At 55.5% G+C, this 20,434-nt stretch carries 13 protein-coding genes; 11 read left to right on the forward strand and 2 right to left on the reverse strand.

Annotated elements, in window-relative coordinates:
• Positions 1-13: 13 nt before the first annotated feature.
• Positions 14-1,237 carry a glycoside hydrolase family 5 protein gene (locus B4A77_RS06720; protein WP_290739404.1) on the reverse strand — a complete coding sequence of 408 codons (1,224 nt, stop codon included), beginning with the start codon at positions 1,235-1,237 and terminating at the stop codon, positions 14-16.
• A 249-nt stretch (positions 1,238-1,486) separates the two neighbouring features.
• Between B4A77_RS06720 and B4A77_RS06725 the strand changes: the two genes are divergently transcribed.
• The 10 genes from B4A77_RS06725 to B4A77_RS06770 all read left to right on the forward strand — a co-directional run bounded on the left by B4A77_RS06725 (position 1,487) and on the right by B4A77_RS06770 (position 18,354).
• Positions 1,487-2,227 (forward strand): sugar-binding protein, encoded by a 741-nt coding sequence (locus tag B4A77_RS06725; protein ID WP_290725254.1) that lies wholly within the window; start codon positions 1,487-1,489, stop codon positions 2,225-2,227.
• Between the two features lie 9 nt (positions 2,228-2,236).
• A complete protein-coding gene (locus B4A77_RS06730; RefSeq protein ID WP_290739405.1) occupies positions 2,237-4,744 on the forward strand; it encodes a hypothetical protein in 2,508 nt (835 codons plus the stop codon).
• Positions 4,745-4,756: 12 nt separating this feature from the next.
• Positions 4,757-7,105: a hypothetical protein gene (locus B4A77_RS06735; RefSeq protein ID WP_290739406.1), complete on the forward strand. Its 2,349-nt coding sequence runs from the start codon at positions 4,757-4,759 to the stop codon at positions 7,103-7,105.
• Positions 7,106-7,117: 12 nt separating this feature from the next.
• Positions 7,118-9,313 carry a hypothetical protein gene (locus tag B4A77_RS06740; RefSeq protein ID WP_290739408.1) on the forward strand — a complete coding sequence of 732 codons (2,196 nt, stop codon included), beginning with the start codon at positions 7,118-7,120 and terminating at the stop codon, positions 9,311-9,313.
• A gap of 9 nt (positions 9,314-9,322) precedes the next feature.
• Positions 9,323-10,384, forward strand: a complete 1,062-nt coding sequence (locus B4A77_RS06745) for a hypothetical protein (RefSeq protein ID WP_290732269.1) — start codon at positions 9,323-9,325, stop codon at positions 10,382-10,384.
• Between the two features lie 10 nt (positions 10,385-10,394).
• On the forward strand, positions 10,395-11,441 hold the full coding sequence (locus tag B4A77_RS06750; RefSeq protein ID WP_290732266.1) for a glycoside hydrolase family 18 protein: 1,047 nt from the start codon (positions 10,395-10,397) through the stop codon (positions 11,439-11,441).
• Between the two features lie 144 nt (positions 11,442-11,585).
• The gene (locus tag B4A77_RS06755; RefSeq protein ID WP_290732263.1) at positions 11,586-12,602 is read left to right on the forward strand and encodes a T9SS type A sorting domain-containing protein; all 1,017 of its coding nucleotides are present in this window, start codon (positions 11,586-11,588) and stop codon (positions 12,600-12,602) included.
• Positions 12,603-12,695: 93 nt separating this feature from the next.
• On the forward strand, positions 12,696-14,120 hold the full coding sequence (locus tag B4A77_RS06760) for a glycosyl hydrolase family 8 (RefSeq protein WP_290739410.1): 1,425 nt from the start codon (positions 12,696-12,698) through the stop codon (positions 14,118-14,120).
• Between the two features lie 164 nt (positions 14,121-14,284).
• Positions 14,285-16,480, forward strand: a complete 2,196-nt coding sequence (locus B4A77_RS06765) for a cellulase family glycosylhydrolase (RefSeq protein WP_290739412.1) — start codon at positions 14,285-14,287, stop codon at positions 16,478-16,480.
• A complete protein-coding gene (locus B4A77_RS06770) occupies positions 16,480-18,354 on the forward strand; it encodes a glycosyl hydrolase family 8 (protein ID WP_290739414.1) in 1,875 nt (624 codons plus the stop codon). Before B4A77_RS06765 ends, B4A77_RS06770 begins: the two co-directional genes overlap by 1 nt.
• A gap of 91 nt (positions 18,355-18,445) precedes the next feature.
• Here B4A77_RS06770 and B4A77_RS06775 read toward each other — a convergent pair whose 3' ends face one another.
• Positions 18,446-19,468 carry a histidine phosphatase family protein gene (locus tag B4A77_RS06775; RefSeq protein ID WP_290739416.1) on the reverse strand — a complete coding sequence of 341 codons (1,023 nt, stop codon included), beginning with the start codon at positions 19,466-19,468 and terminating at the stop codon, positions 18,446-18,448.
• 58 nt (positions 19,469-19,526) lie between these two features.
• Here B4A77_RS06775 and B4A77_RS06780 point away from each other — a divergent pair, with 58 nt between their 5' ends.
• Positions 19,527-20,432 carry a protein BatD gene (locus B4A77_RS06780; RefSeq protein WP_290739417.1) on the forward strand — a complete coding sequence of 302 codons (906 nt, stop codon included), beginning with the start codon at positions 19,527-19,529 and terminating at the stop codon, positions 20,430-20,432.
• The last annotated feature ends 2 nt before the right edge of the window (positions 20,433-20,434 follow it).

The raw sequence follows: 20,434 nt of genomic DNA on the forward strand, positions 1-20,434 counted from the left end.
ATACCGGAATCCGTTACTTGTCGAGTCCCAGACCCTTGAGGATTTCCGGGTACCATTCGTCGGTACTCTTGTTGTAGATGTCGAATCCGACCCCGGTGAATCCCCAGATGTGCCAGGAGTAGCCCAGCTGGTTTGCGACCTGGACAATCGACTTGATGTAGAGCGCCCTGTTCGCGTCGTCCTGGCCGTAGGCTTCGCACCTGGAGGAGGCTCCGAATTCACCGATGTTCAGCGGGATATGCGTCCCGTTCTTGCCGGGGAAGTATTTCTTCGCCATGCTCATGTAGCTCTTGAGGTCGGTCACGATTTTCAGGGTCGCTTCCTGGTCGTTCGCCTTCCACAGAACCTTCTTGGCGCAGTCGGTGTTGTGGCCCTGGTGGCTATAGTTGTAGGGCTCGTAGTAGTGACCGTCGATGATGATGTTGCTGTCCTTGATGTCGGCGAACACGTCCATCTGTTCGAACTTGCCCCAGTTGCCCGGGTCAATCATGATGGTGCGGCCGGGGTTGGTCTTGCGGATAATCTTGATGGCGCTGTCCGTCATTTGGGCGAGATAGGAGTCCGACTTTTCTCTGGATTCGTTGAGGATTTCGAAGATGAGCGAGTCGTTGTCAAAATCCTTGAATTCCTCGGCGATGTTTTCCCAGATGCCGTAGAATGCGGCCATGTATTTTTCGGGATTGGCGTAGAGTTCGTTGAAGTGGTGCTGGTTGATGATGACGGGCATGCCGAGGCCGTTTGCAATCTTGACATGGCGTTTCACGCCTTCGACGCGTTCGGGCTGCAGGGTGTAGGGGGGCTCGTGAAGTGCCGTCTGGTTCCAACGGACGGGCATGCGGATGGACTGGAAGCCCGCGTCCTTGGCCTTTTGGAACCATTCGTCCTGAATGGGGTTGCTCCAGTTTTCGTCGAGGTAGGTGTAGACCTTGCCTTCGACGAAGCACCAGTTGGTCTCTTCCCCTTCAGGGCATGATTTTGTCGGGTCCACGCCGGATTCCCAGGAGTTGCCGAAGTTGATGCCGTGGCCGAGCGCCTTGTTTACGGCGATGGCGCGGCTGTAGTTGGGGAGGTCGTCGCTTGTCTCGGACGAGGACTCTATTTCGACGCTCGAAGAGGAACGCACGCTTGTCTTTGCGGAGGATGATTCCGGTTCAGAAGACGCGCTGGACGAGTCGTCACAGCCTTGCATGAAAAGCGAAGCGGAAAGAGCGAATACGATGTAAAGAATTTTTTTCATATAGGCAACCCTAATCCATCATGGTTGTTGTACGGGTATAAAACTAACTTTATTTTCGGTGATGTAACGGCCTTTTTACGCATTTGTGTTTACTCCCGAAACCATAATTCCGGTATAGGCCTGATTCGGTAAAGGCCATAAAGAGCTATTTTTAGGCAGAGACTTTGAAATCTGTCTTTTTTTCGGAATCTAAGGTTTCGAAAAAAGATTATATTTTAGCTCTGTCTGTATTTGGAGACTCCTTAAGGTATGAAACATATGAGAATCTCGTCTTTACTGAAGTGCACTCTGGGTGTGCTTCTTGCCGTTTCTTTAGCGGATGCGGCCTCTTTCAGTAGCTATCGTGACCGCGATGCGGGGCGTTTTGTCCTCAAAGAAGGCAAGCCGTTCCGTCCGGACAAGGACATTGTCACTGTCGTGATGCGTGAAGCCATTCCCCGCGGCGGTGGATATACCTACCAGTATCCGCGTGAAAACCCCGAACCGGTTCTTACGGACAAGTATGCCATGGAAGGCGCCCTTTCCATGGAAATCGAGCTGATTGCAAGCGACTATTCCGGCGTGGCTATTTGTATTGCCGGTTCTGTCGACCTGACCCCGTACATGGAAGACGGCGTCCTCGAATTCTGGATCAAGGGTGCCAAGGGCGGCGAGAACGCCCTGTTCGTGCTCGTCGACGACGGTGTGAAGAGCGGCGGCGAATCCCTCCAGGTGAAGCTCCGTTCCAAGAGCCTCGGCGAAATCACTACGGAATGGACCCATTTCAGCATCCCCCTCAAGCTGTTCGGCAATACCGGTGTCTACTGGGATGCGAAGAACACCCGCGAAGTGATGCTCCCCTTCAACTGGGCCAATTTCAAGGGTTTCCGTATCGAAGTCCGCAAGGATGAAAACGAATATTTCAAGGTCTGGATTGACGATGTCGTCATCAAGAAACATGGCAAGGCTTACGAAGGCCCGGCCTATTACCCGTTCCGCAACGAGATTTAAGAGGGTTTTATGCGTAATTTAATTGTTGCTATGTTGCTTTCTTCCTCGTTCCTGCTGGCCCAGGAATCCGAGGAAATCGATGCCGCAGAAAGCTCCCAGAGCGAGGCCCCTGCAGTAGAGGAACCTGCCTCCGAGGAAGCTCCCGAAGCGGTTGCCGAGGCCGAACCCGAACAGGCGGTCGAAGCTGCCGCCGAACCCGCCCCTGAACCCGAACCGGTAGCCGAGGCCGAACCTGCGGCTCCTGCCGAAGAACCCAAGGCGGAAGGCGCTGCCGTGGAAACGGCTCCTGCGAAGGAACCTTCCATAGCCCCGGTCTACGTGCCTAAGGAAATGACCTCGGAACAGCGCGTTGCCGCTATCGAGGAAAACCTGGATACCCTCGCGAACAACATGGAATCCACCTTGCTTGGCAAGGACGACGCCCCGCTCGCCGTTTCCGGTTACATGGCGTTCCGTGTCAAGAACTTCGATTATACCGAAATCGCCCCCGTCTATGGCGACGACAAGGCCCGCACTCTCGTGGATGCTACCTTGAAGATGAACATGGTCCTCATGCCGAACTCCTACATGACGCTCTGGACCAACATGACGTTCCCCTTCGACCTGACCGGCCTCTACACCAACTACCTGGCCGACCACCCGAACACCAACCCGAGTTTCCACTGGGAACGCGTCCCGTTCGACCACAACACCGACTACACGCCGGCTTCGATTGAAGAAGAAATGAACTTCGGCGTCGATATCCGTTCGTCCGTGTTTGGCGCCTACGTGACTGCGGGCGGCGTAATCTGGGCCTGCGCTTCTCCCCTTACCATGTGGGAACGCGAGACGATGCCCCGCTTTGCCTGGCAGTACGAGACCTTCGAAGAAGAAAAGACGGTTTCTACCTACTATAAGGAAAAGTCCTTCAAGCCTGTCAAGGAAGGCGGCCGTGCCTTCTGGACCAACCGCTCGTTCGGTGGCGTGTTCATGAACGTGTACAACATGCCCTTCGGCCTTGTCGCCCAGGCGATGATTTCGCAGCCCAAGGACATGGATGCCGGCACTCGCGATGGTCTGCGCCTCTACGGTGGCCAGCCCAGCGAACTTGAGATGGACGGTAACTACGACTTCCGCGGCGATGTCTACCACGCAAGACTTGCGAAGACGAAGCTCTTCGACGGCATGACGCTCGGCGCGAACTACATGGGCGTGTTCTACGACAAGGGCCTTATCGACGAAGACGAATTCGCCGGTCCCTGGACAAAGCTCAAGTTCGATGGCGAACCGCACCTGGAAAACAACCAGATCGTGACGATGGATATCAAGGGAAACATCAACCCGAAGTTCTACTTGATGGCCGATGTGGGCTTGAGCTGGGATGATTCGACCTACTTCCATAACGCAGGCACCGAGAACAAGCGCTCCTACAACCGCGACTCCAGTTCTTCCGCCACGTCGAGCCCTGGATTCGGCCTCTATGTCAAGATTCAGGACAAGCACCTCGAATGGCTGCCGACAACTGTCGAAGCCGTCTATTTCTCCAAGGATTTCTTCTCTCCCTACGGCATTACGGATCCGTCCCGCTTCCGCAGCTGGCGCAAGGATGAATTCTACCTGAACGGTGGTTCCCTGCGCTACGGCCCCAACATGGCCGGTGTGAACGTGAAGTTCGAACCCGAATTCAACCGCGGCCGCCTGGGTGTCCAGTACGGTCAGCATCGCCAGATTGCAAAGGGCAAGGACGTGCTTCTGTTCAACTACCGCTTGAACGGCCGCAACATGTGGGAAAGCTCCAACTCCTGGACCAAGTACAACGCCCTCTTCTGGGCGGACTCGGGTAACTCCACGGCCCCGAACGGCTACGTGAACCGTGCCGGCGTGCTGACCCCGGCCCGCAAGATGGAACGCCAGCGCGGCGGCCTCTACGGCGGAACCTGGGAACTCTGGGAATCCTTCGTTGCCTATGAAAATGCGGACCAGCTCAAGACCGAGACCGTGCCCGAACACGTCAAGTGGTCGACCTACCTCTCCATTGATGGTGGCTACGATATTGGCCACTGGGTCGGAACGGAACGCAACCTGATGATGGCCGGCTATGTCTCCATCTCGGGCATTTCCAAGACCTTTGCCCCGATCGCCTACAGCGAAGAACAGTCCGACATGATGCTCTGGAGCTTCTACGGTTTGTTCGAACCGACGTTCGCCCTGACACCGACGATTCACCTGGTTGGCCAGGTCGGCTTTGAATGCTGGCGTTCCCAGTATGGCTACACCGTGCAGGATGCAAACGTGTCGGTCGGCGGCATCAACAGCGCCGGCGCTTACGGCAGCCTGATTCCGACAACCCAGACGACTTACACGAAGGCTCCTCTCAGCTACTACCAGACAGCTCTCGGTATCGGTTTCGACTGGGACTTCTCTGCCCGTGCCGGTTTGCACATGCGCTACAAGTGGGCAACGCATACGGATAACTACGTTCCCGAAAACAACTGGAGCGGTCACTTCATCACCGCCGAAACAAAGGTTTGGTTCTAAGGGGTTAATGGTATGAAAATGATGTATAAAATATTGTTATCTCTCCTTGTCACTGCTTCTGTCGCGTCCGCACAGTCGGATTACGAGATGAACCAGCTGTTGAAAGCGAAGCAGGATTCCCTTGAAGCAAAGCGCGGCCTGGAAATAGGCGGAAGCGTTAAGGGCTTGCTCGTCAACTCCTACATGTCTTCCGACCAGGAGAAGGCCGAAATTAACAAGATGCCCAATGTCGAGCGCTCCCAGTTCGTGACGGCCGACTTGGACTTCCATTTCCGCCCCTACGACGCGGCCCGTTTCAACATGATTCTCCGCTTCCAGGCGGGCATGCAGAACTACTTCGCGAATTCCGCGAAGAGCATCTCGGTCGCATGGTTGAATATCGAGGGCAATGTCGGAAAGGACTTCTACTGGGTGGTCGGTGACTTCCGCCAGCAGTACAGCCCCCTGACCTTGTTCTCCCCGTCGGGTATCGATGGACTCCTTTACGAGCCGCTGATTTTCACCAGGGGCCGCGACATGGCGATAAGCGATGCCATGATCGAAGGCAACCAGCGTAACCTGCAGGGTATGAACCTCCAGTTCCGCCACGACTTTGGCGGCTACGCCGGTGAACTCCGCGCGGAAGGCATCTTTGCCCGTCTCCGCCGCGTTCAGCTGCTCGACTTCTCGGGTGCGAACGGCAACCTCCTGCCGAACGGTGGCGATCCCATCATCAACAACGGTATGATTTATCCGGGCTCCTACCAGTCCGCCAACATGGACAAGTGGCTGTTGAGCGGAAACTTTGAATACCTGCCGGTCAACAAGAACGTCTTCGTCGGCTTTACCGGCATGTACGTGTTCGACGACAGTTCCTCGTTCACGCTCACTTCCCGTCCGGAATATCACGAATTGATTGTTAACGGCCAGCTGCAGTATGCGACCGACACGGAATTGATGGACAAGGTCAACAACCCGACCCAGTTCAGTGCCGGCAAATACCAGACGGCCCTTATCAACCCGCTTGAAACGGAACCGCAGCGCACCACGATTATGGCTGGCCGCGTCGGTGCCGATGTCGCCGGAATCATGAAGAATAGCGCGCTCACCTTGGACGTGATGGGCGAATTCGCCATGTCCAACGACAAGCTCTACGAATACGTGACGGTCGTGGATCCCACGACGGGCGCTCCTGCGGTTGACCCTGCGACGGGCGCTGCCGTTATCCAGAGAAACGAAATCGACGACAACGGCATGGCTATCCTCGCGACTTTGAACGCGGGCTACAAGCTGCCGATGGGCCTCGACCTTCAGCTTTCCGTGAACTACATCAAGAACGACAGCAACTGGTACAACAACCTTGCCCAGTCTCCGCAGTTCTTCGCTTCGCGCATCCTGAATACGGACAAGGACGGGAACACGATCCGTTTCGGCGTGAATTCCCCGCTCTACTCCACCTTCGGAGCCCTGTATTACTTCGACCCGAAGTTTACTCCGGTTTCTACCCAGCTCGCGAATACCGACGACCCGACAATCAAGGGCCAGACCAACAGCTACAACATTGCTCCGTTCAACAAGAATTCCTGGAGCAACTACGTGTACACCCGCAAGGAGCTGATGCTTTTGAGCACGATGCTTGACCCCGCGGTGCAGATGAGCCTGCCCAACGGTCTTGCGACTCCGAACAGGAACGGTATCAAGGCCGACCTCAAGGTGGGCTTCAAGGACTTCGTGGAAGTCGGCGCCCTGTTCTCGATGCTCAACCAGGACAAGAGCGACAACGTCATCATGAAGGAAGCCCAGTTCATGGAATACGGTGCCGGGCTCAAGTTCGATGTCTTCAAGATGCTTAACTTTAGCCGCCCGCTCGAACTTTCCGGAAGCTACAAGCATTCCGTGAAGACCCAGGAATTGACGGACGATGGCAAGGCCATCCTCCCTGTCCCCGACAAGGGTGAGCTGAGCCTCGACTTCATCAATGCCGGGCTCTATATCCAGTACATGCCGCGCCTCGGCTTTAGCGCCGGCCTGCAGATGATCGACATGACTCTCGATGCGGTTTCTTCCATGAGGGGCGCTCCGGGATATGTGAATCCGCTCCTGAAGGGCAAGCAGATGCAGTGGATGGCCGGTCTCGACTACACGGTGGGTGACGGCGTCTACCTGGCCCTGAACTACGGCTGGATTACGACTGAAAATACCTACAATACGACTTCCGGAGTTCTCGGATCCAACATGCCGGATTACGCCGATATCATGGTGCGCGATGCCGATGGCAACGTGGTGAAGGACCCCGAGAGCGGCAAGAACGTCACTGTTCCTGAATATACGCACAAATTCTCCCAAGCTGTGGTTCAAGCAGTCTTGAACGTCAAATTTTAAGGGGGACGCAAGATGAAATGGTATAAGGATATGTTTAAGATGACCTCCAAGATTTCGCTTCTCCTGTGCGGAGCCATGGCCTTTGCCTATGCCGAGGATTCTACCTTGGTAGAAAAGCAGAAGAGCCTTGTCGGAACGCTTGATTCTGCCAATGCTTCCGTGATGGGGCTTCGCGTGGGTGGTACGGCCAAGGCCGGCGTCCTTTCTTCTACGCTGAGTTCCGACCAGCTCCTGGGCGGGATGGATTCTCGCGAAAGCCAGGCGTTCTCCGATGTGAACTTGGTGGTGAAGGCTCGCCCGAGCGAAGAGACCGAAGCGAAGGTCGAACTCCGCCTGCACAAGGATTGGCAGACGGCCTACGAAGAATCGGTGAACCCGATCATCGGCCACTGGTTCAGCTATGACGGCAAGATCCTGAACAAGCACGTCGACTTCAATTTGGGATACATGCGCGTCGGCTATACCCCGCTGACGATTTACGTGCCACAGACCGAAATCCTCCAGGAACCGGAGATTTTCGCGTCCAAGCGAGTGGATGCACTTGCCATGCGCTCCCTGGATACGTCTTCCAACCGCCTGCTGCAGGGCCTCAACTTCAAGTACAACAGCTTCGATCTCGGCCCCCTCTCCAATCTCTATGTGCAGATGACGGGTGCCCGTATCCGTAACATCGCCAAGAAGAACGACGAAGTGTTCTTCGACTTCGACTGGAGCGACCGCTACCTTGCCGGCGCCAACCTCGGCGTCGAAGCGTTCGGCGTGACCCTCGGCGGAAACTTCGTCTACACGTTCGACCGCGAGAAGACATCGCGTTCCCGCGACGACTCCCACATTGCGGCAATGTACTACGAAGACAACATGGTCTATTCCGGAATCTTGAACTATGATTCCAAGGACCTGATCATGGGCGGTGCGCTGCATGCGGGCTTGAAGTCCGAAATCGCGGGCTCCCGCTGGACCTACAGCGAAGACGCCTACCGCCAGGATACAATTGAATCTTTGGGCGTCTACGGCATCGGCTACGAAAAGTTCGACGAGAACGGCTTTGTTCACGACGATACGAACGCTATCGACTACGATACGCTCTTCTATGTTTACAAGAATACGACGACCGAATACAACTGGCACAAGAGCAAGATTGACGAACGCAAGGGCATGGCCATCAACGTGTCGCCCTATGTGAACGGCACCATTGCAAAAATCAAGTTCGATGTGCTGGGAACCATCGTGATGAACGATGAGGAGTTTTGGTCCGAACAGGCTGCGTCCAGCTACTACGAAGGCAACACGTCCATCCTTAACGGCGAAGCGCTGATTACGGGTGCGAACGAGGCCGTCGTGGAACGTTTCCGTTACGGAAGCCTCGAGAACATGTACTTCGCCCTCTACAACACCAACGTGCTGCAACAGCAGAACTTGATGAGCAAGAACGAAGGGGCAGCCATACTCGACCAGGGCGATGCTACTCATCAGAGAAAGGACTCCTACTACACCTTCGGCCGCCTGAACAACAACTACAAGCTGGGCCACTTCTACAAGAACGGCTACAACGCGGTCGCCTACAAGTACCAGGAATACCTGGCGGCGAAGGAATTCGTGGACCCGTCCGTGAACATGGCGATGCCCATGGGCCTTGCCACTCCGGACCGCAAGGGTTTTGCCGTGAGCGCGAATGCCGGCTGGAACGATGTCGTGACCTTGAACCTCCGCTTCTCGAAGTATAATGCGGAAGCTTCCGACAACGACTTCACGACCATCGGTGCCGGGCTCGGCTTCAATGCGGCTCCGCTCCTTGGCCTCGACCGCCGCCTGATCCTCCAGGGCTCCTTCGAAAGCAGCGAAGAGAGCGCAAACCTCAAGCGCAAGACATCCCGCTTCGTGGGCGGCCTCACGGCCGATGTCTGGGGCCCGTTCTCGGTCCTCGGCGGCTTGCAGATGCTCACGAAGGAATTCGGCGATAACGGCCTCGCCTTGAACGAAGCCGGTACGGTTGTCATCAACGACGTGAACGAAATGCTCGCCATGGGCGGCCTCCAGATCAAGCTTGCCGCCGGTGCGAAGCTCGACCTGCAGGGTGGCCTCATGACCAACAAGGTCAACTACACGGTGAACGGCCTTGCCGAAGATGGTGTGACTCCTGTTTCTGCAGGTGCAGAACTGAGCTTGGACAAACTGTTGCTCATGGGCAACGTTACGATTTTGTTCTAGGAGATGGATATGAATACGAAACTTAAACTTGGTTTGGGTCTGGGCTTGGCTCTCGTGCTTGGGGCCTGCTCTGCAGATAGCATCGACGCCCCCATTTCCGAAAACTGGCCCGATGACTTTTCGCTCTCGGAATATGCGAGGGCAAACCCCGATTTGGGTATTTACCAGAGTGTAGCCGCGGTTGCGGATTCCAACAAAGCCTATTTGACGGTCATCCGCGAAAAGATGCTGGATTCCCTGCTGCAGGTTGCCACTACCTCAAAAGATTCCTCGAACGCGACCCTCAAGGTGTCTAAGTACACTATCTCCATGACCGACGAGGCTTCCGTGTTTTTCGATGATTCTGTCGCCGTCAAGACGATATTCACGGATTACGCGCTTCTCGACGAAGAATGGTGGCCGGGAATGTCCGCGCTCGTCAACGGCATGTTCATTGTCGACCCGGTGACGGGGGACACCACGATTGACGCTCTCAATGGCCCCCGTGCAATGGAATACCGCGAAGCCTTCAAGAAGTTCCACCGCTACGGCTTTTCGGCAACTCAGGATCTCGCATTCCTGAAATCCGTCAAGGTCGATTCTAGCCTCATCGAGAAGCAGTACATTATGGCGGGCCGCTACGAGGGCCGTCCCTACCGCTTCTGCCATGAAGGCGAAGCGAACATCAAGAAGCTCGATGTCCAGGTGGTATATGACACCATTCCGGACGGTATCAAGACCTACGTGTTCAAGGATACGATTCTCCTGATCGAGCCCGAGAGATCCACGTGGAAGTATGCGCTTTCCAATGGCGATACTTGCGTTTCCGAGATGGCCTGCGGCAAAAAGATCGAAGAAGATCCTACACTGAGCATCACGGATACCATCAAGCCCCCTCCAACCGAGAAGCCCGATTCCATCAAGGTCGATTCTGTCTTTACGGACAAGATAAACAAGAAGACGACCATCAAGCCGATGAGCGAGAATGCCGTGGCTCCTGCAGGCAACAAGGACCGCGTGTGGGATTTCTCCGCCGACCTGTATTGCAGGAACGAAGCCGATTGGGAAGTTTACTTGATCGAGAATCCGTAGAGAGGTTATTATGAAGAAGATGTCATTGCTTGCTATTGCCGCCCTTGCCGCCGCCGCCATTGCGGCTCCGTTTAAGGTCATCGGCTATTTCCCCTACTGGGCCCAGTATAGCCAGTTCATGCCGAAGGATGTCCGCTACCAGTTCGTGACGCATATCCATTACGCCTCCCTGGCTCCGGCCGAAGACGGCTCGATCGCGTTTGCCGACGAGAACGATGCCCCGCAGTTCGAAGAACTGGCGAAGAAAGCCGCCGAAAACAAGGTCTCCCTCATCGCCTCAATTGGCGGCTTTGAAGTGGAAGGCAACCTGAAGGCAATCGCCGAAGACGATTCCAAGCTTTCGGCTTTCTGCGACGCCGCTGCCGAATGGGTCGAGAAATATAACCTCGGCGGTGTCGAGCTCGACTGGCAGAACGCCACGGGCGAAGACGCTGCCGCTATCGGCAAGCTGGTCGGTGCGCTCAAGTCCAAGCTTTCTTCCAAGGAAGTGGCCGTGCTCACCTACGCAAGTTCCATGGATGCTTATTCCGATGCCCTCAACCAGGCCGATTACGTGGTGCTGATGCTCGGCGACCAGATGAGCGATTCCGAATCCTCGGTCAAGCCTAACCTCTCGAAGCAGGATATCGCAGGCGCTGTCGACGGTCTCGCCGGCAAGGGCGTTTCCAAGGACAAGATTGTCCCGGTGGTCTCCCTCTACGGTAAGTCCTTTGCTGGGGCTTCGGGTCTCGGTTCTTCCCATCAGGGAGTCGGCAGCGGAAATGAAGGGTTCATCCCCTACAAGGAGCTGATGAAGAAGTTCGAAGCGCCCGACTACAAGGTCTCGTTCGACGAATCCTCGGCTTCCGAAGTGGCCGTGAGCGATGCCGAAACGATCGTGTTTACGGGAATCCCTTCGATGAAGGCCCTTTGCGGCCTGGTGAAGGATGAAGGCTTGGCAGGAATTGCCGCCTACGATCTGAGCCAGGACCACAACGAAAGCATCGTTTCCCTGATGGTCACGATTGGCTTGCAGCTTCGCCCCGGGGTGGATTACTCCGGAAAGAAGAGGAAATAGTCGGGAAAACGCAGTCGTTTAGTGTGAAAAATCACAAACTATTGTAAAAATTCAAAATTTCCACTTTTTTTTCTTTGAAAAGAATATATATTTAACCACAAACCCTTTTTCCCGGTGTCGGGAAATAAAAAAGAGAGAGATACTATGAAAAAGCAAATCCTTGCAACAGCAATCGCGTCCGTTGCTTCCCTTGCAATGGCGCAGACGGTAAATACGTCGATTTGGTTCAACGGCTCTGACCAGCAGGTGAACACTGGTGGAGACTGCGTCTACGAATACGGCGAATGCGAATCCACCACCATGGGTTACTGGTACGACTACGATGACCGTAAGAACGACAATGGTGGTTCCTATGCCATGTATCCGTACGATACCACGGGCTACTATGGTTCCTTGATCGCTCCGGAAATCGAAAACCTCGGTTACGTGACCATCAAGTACCACCTGGCAGATCCGACCACTACTGGTCAGACGGCTGAATATCCGTACAACTTCGTTGGCTTCGGCTTCAACATCGTGGGCGGAACAAAGGCTCCTTTGGACATTTCCGCTGCTGGTGGCCTCTGTGTTACCTACACGGCTGATAACGCTGTCACGCTCGAAATTGCCGAAGAAAAGTCCGGCGATGCTTCCTGCTCCGTGACCCTCACGAAGGCTACCTCTCCGACGATGGTCAGCAAGACGATTGCCGACTTCTCTCAGCCGACTTGGGCTCCTGCAGGCAACAAGCTTTCTTCCTGCGCTGACGCCTTCAAGGCCGCCCAGTCCGTGAAGTTCAAGCTCGACGGCGGTGCTTCCGAAGCTGACGGTCAGCTCCGTATCTTCGAAGTTGGTCCTGCTGGTACTTGCACGGGTGCTGGTGCTATCAAGCCTGAACCGGCTTTCGGTTGCAAGGCTGACGGTGACGGCCATGCCGTTTGCACTGATGCCATCAAGGCTTCTGTTGCCGCTAGCAGCGTGAAGGCCATCGTTGCCAACCGCATGCTCTCCTTCACCGGCATCAACAACGGCATGTACGAAATCGTGAGCCTCCAGGGCCAGGTTGTGAAGAGCGGCAAGGTCGCTTCCTCCATCAGCCTCTCCTCCCTCGATGCAGGTGTCTACATGGTCCGCGTGTCCGGCAAGGCCGTCCACATGAGCCAGAAGATTCTCGTAAAGTGATTTAACTTACAGGAATTTTAAAAAAAGAGGTCCCCTTTAGACGGGGCCTCTTTTTTTATATATATTATGGAAAATTTTAAATTGTGAGGCTTTATGCGTTATTCCCATCTCCTGTTGGCGATGCCCTTGGCTTTTGGTCTTTATGCTTGCGGAGGCGACAATCCGACCCATCCGCATGATCAGGTTCCCGTGTCTTCGGATGCTACCGGCCCGGGTCCTCTGCCCGCATCGTCTGCTGATGGCGGAATAATTCCGCCCCAGAGTTCCGCCGCCGTGGCCCCCGCGACAGTAAGCCTTGCCGCCAATGCGAACATCGCCAATGCGACGGTCCTGTATGCGACTTGGAAGGCCCGCTGGATTATGACGCTGCAAGACGAAAAGACGGGCGGCTCCACCTTGAACTACGACTTGTTCGAAGGTCCGCGCGCAAAGGAACTTCTCACGGCAAAGATGGGTGCGTTCCATACGAACCCCGCCCGTGTCGTCTGGGATGGCGGAAACAAGAACCAGTGCGCCCTTACGGGGATGTCCAGCTGGAAGGGTACTTCCCTTACGGCGGCGCTTGCGAACAAGCTCGGCTGTACCGTTTCGGAAGGTATCGGCTACGGCATGCTTATAGCCTACTTCCATGGCGACAAGGAACTCTTCGACGCCCTCTGGGCCTACAACATCATCGCCCGCGACAACAACAACAACGGCCTGATGCCTTGGGAACTCCTTTCGTTTAGCGCTACGGTATCTACGGCTGCCGCCCTCGATGCCGACCTTGACGTGGCTACTGCCTTGATCCTTGCCTCCAGGAAGTGGCAGAACCCGCTCTACCTGAACGATGCTGTCGCGCTGATTGCCTCCATTAAGAACAAGGGACTCAATCCCAACAACCTGTTGATCCGCCCGGGTGATACGTGGGCGAACAAGGACGTCTACAACCTGAGCTACCTCTCCCCGGCAGCGCTCCGCCTGTTTGCGGAAGTTGACCCGACGGGTGGCTGGGATGCGATTCTTGCTGCGAACTACGCCTACATGATTAACATCCAGAACGCGGGCGCCGTCCCGCTGTTCCCGGACTGGTCCAATGCGGCCGGTCAGCCGGCCGACCCGAAGAACGGTTCTGCCGCGAACACCTACATGCTGTTCGACAAGGAATCCGTCCGTATCCCGTGGCGTATCGCGTGGGACTACTACTGGTACCAGAGTGCCGAATCGCAGCAGATTCTGACTGCCATGGCGAACTTCATTTCGACGGCGACGGCGAACAATCCGGCTTCGCTTCCGTCCACGTCGTACAACTACAGCACGGGTGCGCTTTCGACGAGCCAGACGGCCGGCGAGCACTATATCGGCATGTACTGCTTGATGGGATTCGGGGTGAACCCGACATGGCACAATGCCTGCTTCGACTACTTTACGCAGAAGGTGCAGGCATACCAGGCGGTGGGATACACGGGAACCTACTTCAAGGAAATCCTGACCATCATGTACAGCACGTTGATGAACGGCGGCTTTGTTAAGATTTGATAACTTTTTTGGAACGCTGAGTTCCAGGATTGTGTGAATTTCTTCACAAAAGCCCCTATTTGTCTACTGATGTAAACAAAGAATTTCTGAATGTGTGGTGTAATTTAGGGCTTTGAAAGTTATTTTTGTAATCGGATGTGGATTGCAAAAAAACGGGAGAGTTTATGATGAAAAAACTTTTATCGATAGCGATGTTGTCCTGCGCAGTGACGTTTGCGTCTGCTGCGGTAGATGCAAAGCCACTGCGTCTAGGCCCTGTTTCTGTATATGGAACGCTGGGTGTCAAGAGCGGCAAAATTGTAAGCCAGGCTAGCGGCAAGCAGGTGATGCTTCGCGGCATGAGCCTGTTTTGGTCCGATGCTACGGGATCGCAGTATTACAACCCGACCGTGATTAGCTGGGCTGCCGAAAAGCTCGGCATCGACGTTTTCCGCTTTGCGATGGGCATCAAGTGCTACAACAGCAATGGCGGCGACTGCCAGGCCAATAGCGACGATGCGATTATTTCCGCAAACTCCTATCTGGGAAACAAGGAAGGCAAGGAAGCCCAGCTCGACAACATGGTGAAGGCTGCCATCGAAAACGATATCTACATCATCGTTGACTGGCATAGCCACCGCGCCGAGAGCGAAAAGAGCTATGCGAAGGATTTCTTTGGCCGCATGGCGGCGAAATACAAGGATGTCCCGAACATCATCTGGGAAGTCTATAACGAACCGGTCAATACCGATATGGGAACCATTGCTAGCTATGCAAACGAAGTGATTGGTGCTATCCGCAATAACGGGTCCAAGCACTTGGCTCTTGTGGGCACGCCCTTCTATTCGCAGATGGGTTCCTGCTCGGGTGTGAATGACGCCAACTCTGGGTATGTGTTCCACTTCTATGCTGCATCGCATTCCGTGGGTTCCTTCAAGGGAAATATCGAAAACTGCTTGAACAATGGAAAGGCTGTTTTCATTACGGAATGGGGCACGACCGATGCCAACGGTACGGGAAATGTGAGTTCTGGCGAAACTAACAACTGGACAAGCTACATGGAGCAGAAACAGATTCCGAACTGCAACTGGTCCCTGCGCCATGAAACCATTGGCGGCAAGAGCGAAGCTTCTGCCATGTTCTCCGGTTCGACTCTCCTCAATTCTAAGTCTGCATTGAATAATGCTACCTATACCACGTCGGGCAACCTTGTCAAGAGCTACCTGACCAAGTACAACAACAAGAACTGGGCGGACTCGCTTGTCGCCGGCAAGAACACGGGTTCCTGCGCGTTCAAGGGAGCCACGGCGTCCGAAATGGATGGAACCATTACGGGCAAGGCTTCAAGTTCCTGCACGTACACCTCCAGCGATCCGACTGTCGCGACGGTTGAAAACGGCACCATCAAGATTAACGGTGCGGGCTATGCCGTGATGACGGGCAACGACAATTCCCAGTCGGTCGTCGTGATTACGCAGGTCCCTGCTCAGACGTTCGAACAGGCCGCCATCACCTGCCGCGTTACCGGCGGCGGTGCCTGCAACAACTTTACGGGCAACTCCTCGGCCAAGCTTGAATACAAGATGAAGGTGACAAAGACCGTCGAAGGTTCCGATGTCACTTACGAATCCGACAATCCGAGCGTTATCTCTGTGGCCAAGGCGACCTGCACGAGTTCCGAATGCTACGGCGACAAGGGCAAGCAGGTCTGGATTGCGACATTCAAGTCCAGGGGGACAGCTAATATCCATGCGACGGCAAAGGCCATTTCTGGATACCGTGCCCTCGATACGACGATTACCTTCTCGCTTTTGAAGGCCGAGCAGACGCTCAATACCAAGTATTTCAAGGACCAGACCGTGGCGCTGAATTCCTCGACGCAGGTCTTTACGCTGGAAGCGCACAAGGTTCCGGTCACCTATACTATCTACCCCGCGGGTTATGCCGAACAGCAGGGCGTGAACCTGATTGCCGGTGGCAAGAATGCGACCATAGTTATCAAGGCCGAAGCTCCCGAAAATGACCAGTACGAATCCCTGCTCAGCTACATCAAGGTGGTTATCGGGACGGGCGATGTCACGACGGAAGCTCAGGCCTGGGCTGAAATCCAGGGGCAGAACTTCATAGCTCCGAAGACCCAGAAGAACCTTGCCCCGACGGTCCGCATGAACGGTAACCAGCTCGTAGTGGATGTGAAGCGCTCCGGGTTCGTGAAGGTCCAGGTTCTGGATGTCGCCGGCCGCAACGTCGTGAGCAACGTGTCGCGCTACATGAAGGCGGGCACGAACACGGTCGATCTTGCCAATGTGCCGCGCGGACTCTACATTGTGGCGGTCAAGGACGGTTCTGCGATGCAGACTATTCGTTGGAGGAATAAGTAATGAAACGGTTATTCCTTGCAGGCCTTCTGGCCGTAAGCTCGCTTTCTATGGCGGCGGTTAAGTTCCCTTACCCGCAGGCCCAGACTTATCCCTATGCTTCCAATATTGCAGATGTTTGGAACTGTTCCGGCCAGACTGCATCTACGATGCTCCTGAACCAGTTCGAAGCTTATCTGAAGGCCTATTACGAAGAAAGCGGCAACCAGGCCCGCATCAAGTTTGATGAAGACCAGTATACCGTTTCGGAAGGTATCGGCTACGGCATGATCCTCTGCGTTTACTTCAGTAGCAACACCAAGAGCTATCAGAGTCAGTTTGACAAGCTTTGGGCCTACTACAAGGCTCATTCTAACAACGGTGTTATGGACTGGAAGATCCAGGGCTTTGGTGGTACTGTCGGTTCTGGTGGCGCAACTGACGCCGAAGAAGATGTCGCGTTCGCGCTTGTCATGGCCTATCACCAGTTCGGGAACTCCCAGTACCTGAATGACGCGAAGACCTTGATTGCTAAAATGCGTACGAGCGAATTTGCCAGTGACGGTCGCCACAAGGTGGGTAACCAGTGGGACCCGTACCTGAACCCGAGCTACGTGAGTCCGGCAGCATACGAAATCTTCAAGGATGTCGATGACGCGAGCTTCTGGAGCAAGGCGATTTCGACCAACTACAATATTCTTTTGGGAAACCGCAATTCTTCGACGGGTATCCCGTCCGGTTGGGCGAATATGGGCAGTCCCTATTCTCCCATCACCGGTAACAACGGCTACAATTTTGCCGGCTACGACTACGATGCCGTGCGTGCCCCGTGGCGCTGGGCCTGGAGCTATGCGTGGTATGGACACTCCCAGGCGAAGGATTTGTCCGAAAAGCTTGCGAAGTGGGTGAGCACCAAGACGTTTGGCCAGCTCTACATCAACATGAAGACGGACGGTACGGCGAACCTGAACGGCGAACCCTGCAAGAGCAATGGTTGCAAGGCGAACGGTTCTTCGATCGGTTCGTTGAGCTCCGTGCTTATCGTAAACGATTCCTACCATGAATTGCTGAACACGAACTTTAGCGCCCTGATGGCTCAGCAGCCGGGTTATTTCCATTCCAACTTGCGTTTGCTGACGGGCCTCCTGATGAGCGGCAACATGGTGAACTTTGCGAAGGCGACTCCCGTGACCCCGAAGGAATTCGTGGTTCCGGAATCCTGCAACGAGGTTATCGAGTACCACAAGAACTCGGGCGCCTTCGGCTGGAATTCTACCTCTGTCGTGCTTGAAAACGAGACCAACACGAGTGTCCACATGGGTAATGTTATCCAGGGTGACCACCGCGAGGCCGTTCGCCATCTTACCGGCCTTACGGCGGGTTCCAAGTACACGCTGTCGTTCAGCGCTTCGCAGACTCCAGGATCATCCCTTTGGCTGACCTATGCAGTCAATGGCGATAGCCTCAGCAACAAGTACTGCGGCGCCATGAAGAAGATGCCTATCGATATCACCTGCGAATTTACCGCTACGACTACCGATGCGTTCCTGTACCTGACCCTCAACAACTGGGATGATCCGCAGGTCGACATTAGCGGCCTCAAGCTCGTGGGCCCCGATGGCAAGGATCTGGTCGAGTCGGCCGCACCCATCGCAGATGTCGCAAAGTCTGGCCTGGACAAGCTGAACGTGAGCGTGGATGGCAAGTCCCTCCTGATTCAGTTGCCGGGCTCCCAGACGGCTTCTGCGGCCCTGATGGACATGCAGGGCAGGGTTGTCTCCAAGTTCAGCGTGACCGGCTCCGAAAGGGTCTCCCTGAACCAGAGGCAGGGCAATTACGTGCTGATGGTGAAGCAAGGCTCCAACAGCTGGGTCCGCAATATTCGCATCACCGAATAGCGGTTCCCGTTCCTAGAAACTTTAAAACCCCGACACCAGTCGGGGTTTTATGTTATGCGAAATGGGCTGGCCCGTTTTTCGGGCTTGCTTCCTAGTTCATCATGTTGCCGGAGACGGGGACGTATTTGCGTGTGCCGTCGGCCTTGACGATGATTGCGATGCCTTCGAGGTACTTGATCCAGCGGCAGTTCGAGCAATCCTCGGTGGCCGTGGCGTGCTTGCGCAAGATGGTGAGCTTGCGGTTGGTGCAGTAGGCGACGAGAGGACCGAGGAACATGTCGTGGCTGATAAAGAAGTTGACGCGGTTCTCGGTAGACATCCTCGGGAGGATTGCCTGGGTGATAATCTGGACGCCCGTCTTTTCGAGATCGTTGAAGGCTTCGGCGAAGTCGCCGTCGAATGCCCACTGCGAATACATGAACGCTTCGTCGATGTATCCCGCTTCGCCCATGAGTGTCTTGAATTTTTCCTGGTCCGCGACGAAGGTGCTTGCGACAAGTTCGGGGAGCACGATGGGTTCGGGGAATACCTGGCCGCGGCCTTCGGAAATGTACTGGGCCGTGGCGCGCGTGCGGATGAAGTCGGTCGAGCCGTAAGAGAATGCTTCTTCGCTGACGAGGTGGCTGCCGAGCGTCTTGGCCTGCTCGATGCCCTTTTCGGTCAGCTGGGATTCGACTCCGGTGCTCTTTTCGCGCTGGGCGTGGCGGATGACGAAAGCCACGCGGTCGGTGGGGTCGAGGCTCTTGTAGAGTGTGGGGAGCTCCACGAATTCGGTCGTTTCGGAATTGGCGGTATAGATGCGTTCCTGGGCGATTTCTTCTTCGGTGGGCTCGCGGAAGCGGGCGCTGCTGCTTTCGGGCACGACCTCCGTGGCGGAGCTGGATTCAACGACCGGGCCGGCCGAGGATTCGGGGGTAATGGTTTCGGAGCCTTCTGCGCTGGAAGATGTCGCCTCGGGCTGGCCTGCTGCCGATTCGGGGAGCGCGGCTGCCGAACTCACGACAGGATCGTCGCCGCTTGAGGGCGATGTCGGCTTGTCGTCGCTGCAGGCAAAGAATAGGGGGATAGACGCGGCGGCGATGCACGTCAGGATGCGCTTTTTGGAAATAGTCATATTTCGGGACTCCTATTTGAAAATAATATAATAAAATTTTTTTGTATATTCTCCCTGTATGGAAAATGATTCTTTGAATATGGCAGGTGCGCCTGCCGATGTTGCATTACAGGATAGTGCTGCGGTGGATTCTGCGGCGCTCGCTCCCGAGATGGCGATGCCGACGCCCGAGCAGCTGGGAATTTCTATAACGGCGGGACCCGAAGGCGGGATGCCCGCCATTACCGTGGGTGACACGTTCGAATTCCCGGTGACGGTCAGCTGGAGCGTGCAGGGAAGCGCCCTGCTGGTCGTGCCTGCGAGTTCCGCGAACGCGAAGGGCCTTACGCAGGTGGGGGTGTCGCAGGAATCGGCGCGAGCCGTGAAGGACGGCAAGGAAATCGCTTCGATAAAGTTTACCTACAAGATCGTGGCGCAGGATACGGGAAACCTGAATGTCCCCGCGATGCGTTTCGAGATCCCGACGCAGGTGGGGCGGCCGCTCGACCTGCGGAGCGAAAGTGTCGCCATCCGCGTGGACGAGCCTTTCAATCCGCTGCCTGTTGCCGTTGGCGCCCTGGTTGCCGTGTGCGTGCTCCTTGCGGGCTTTTGGCGGATGCGGCGCCGTAACAAGGCGCGGGAGGCTCTCGCGGCCAGGAATGCGGCTCAGGATGCCCTGCGCGAGCGGATGCTGGTGCTCAAGCAGCGCGTGAACACCGCCGACAGCCGCGAATGGCTCCTGGAACTGGAAAATGTCTGCAAGGGCTATGTCGCACAGCGTCTGGGAATGGATGGTGCCGACGAATCCGCGGCTGCGTCCGTTAATTTGGATGCAATGGTGAAGGACGGCAAGCTCGAAGGGTGGGAATCCCTTGTCAACGAGTTCGCGCATGCGCGCTATGGTGGCGGCAAGCGCGACGGTTTCGAAAATCGCGAAACCTGGAAGGCCGCGATGAAGCTTATGGGTATCGAAGAAGAGGAGTAGTC

It is taken from the genome of Fibrobacter sp. UBA3718 (assembly GCF_002371935.1).
Lineage (GTDB): Bacteria > Fibrobacterota > Fibrobacteria > Fibrobacterales > Fibrobacteraceae > Fibrobacter.

Excerpts from the sequence above, each read along its gene's own strand:
- B4A77_RS06720 (WP_290739404.1), bottom strand. The coding sequence starts at position 1,237 with ATGAAAAAAATTCTTTACATCGTATTCGCTCTTTCCGCTTCGCTTTTC.
- B4A77_RS06725 (WP_290725254.1), top strand. The coding sequence starts at position 1,487 with ATGAAACATATGAGAATCTCGTCTTTACTGAAGTGCACTCTGGGTGTG.
- B4A77_RS06730 (WP_290739405.1), top strand. The coding sequence starts at position 2,237 with ATGCGTAATTTAATTGTTGCTATGTTGCTTTCTTCCTCGTTCCTGCTG.
- B4A77_RS06735 (WP_290739406.1), top strand. The coding sequence starts at position 4,757 with ATGAAAATGATGTATAAAATATTGTTATCTCTCCTTGTCACTGCTTCT.
- B4A77_RS06740 (WP_290739408.1), top strand. The coding sequence starts at position 7,118 with ATGAAATGGTATAAGGATATGTTTAAGATGACCTCCAAGATTTCGCTT.
- B4A77_RS06745 (WP_290732269.1), top strand. The coding sequence starts at position 9,323 with ATGAATACGAAACTTAAACTTGGTTTGGGTCTGGGCTTGGCTCTCGTG.
- B4A77_RS06750 (WP_290732266.1), top strand. The coding sequence starts at position 10,395 with ATGAAGAAGATGTCATTGCTTGCTATTGCCGCCCTTGCCGCCGCCGCC.
- B4A77_RS06755 (WP_290732263.1), top strand. The coding sequence starts at position 11,586 with ATGAAAAAGCAAATCCTTGCAACAGCAATCGCGTCCGTTGCTTCCCTT.
- B4A77_RS06760 (WP_290739410.1), top strand. The coding sequence starts at position 12,696 with ATGCGTTATTCCCATCTCCTGTTGGCGATGCCCTTGGCTTTTGGTCTT.
- B4A77_RS06765 (WP_290739412.1), top strand. The coding sequence starts at position 14,285 with ATGATGAAAAAACTTTTATCGATAGCGATGTTGTCCTGCGCAGTGACG.
- B4A77_RS06770 (WP_290739414.1), top strand. The coding sequence starts at position 16,480 with ATGAAACGGTTATTCCTTGCAGGCCTTCTGGCCGTAAGCTCGCTTTCT.
- B4A77_RS06775 (WP_290739416.1), bottom strand. The coding sequence starts at position 19,468 with ATGACTATTTCCAAAAAGCGCATCCTGACGTGCATCGCCGCCGCGTCT.
- B4A77_RS06780 (WP_290739417.1), top strand. The coding sequence starts at position 19,527 with ATGGAAAATGATTCTTTGAATATGGCAGGTGCGCCTGCCGATGTTGCA.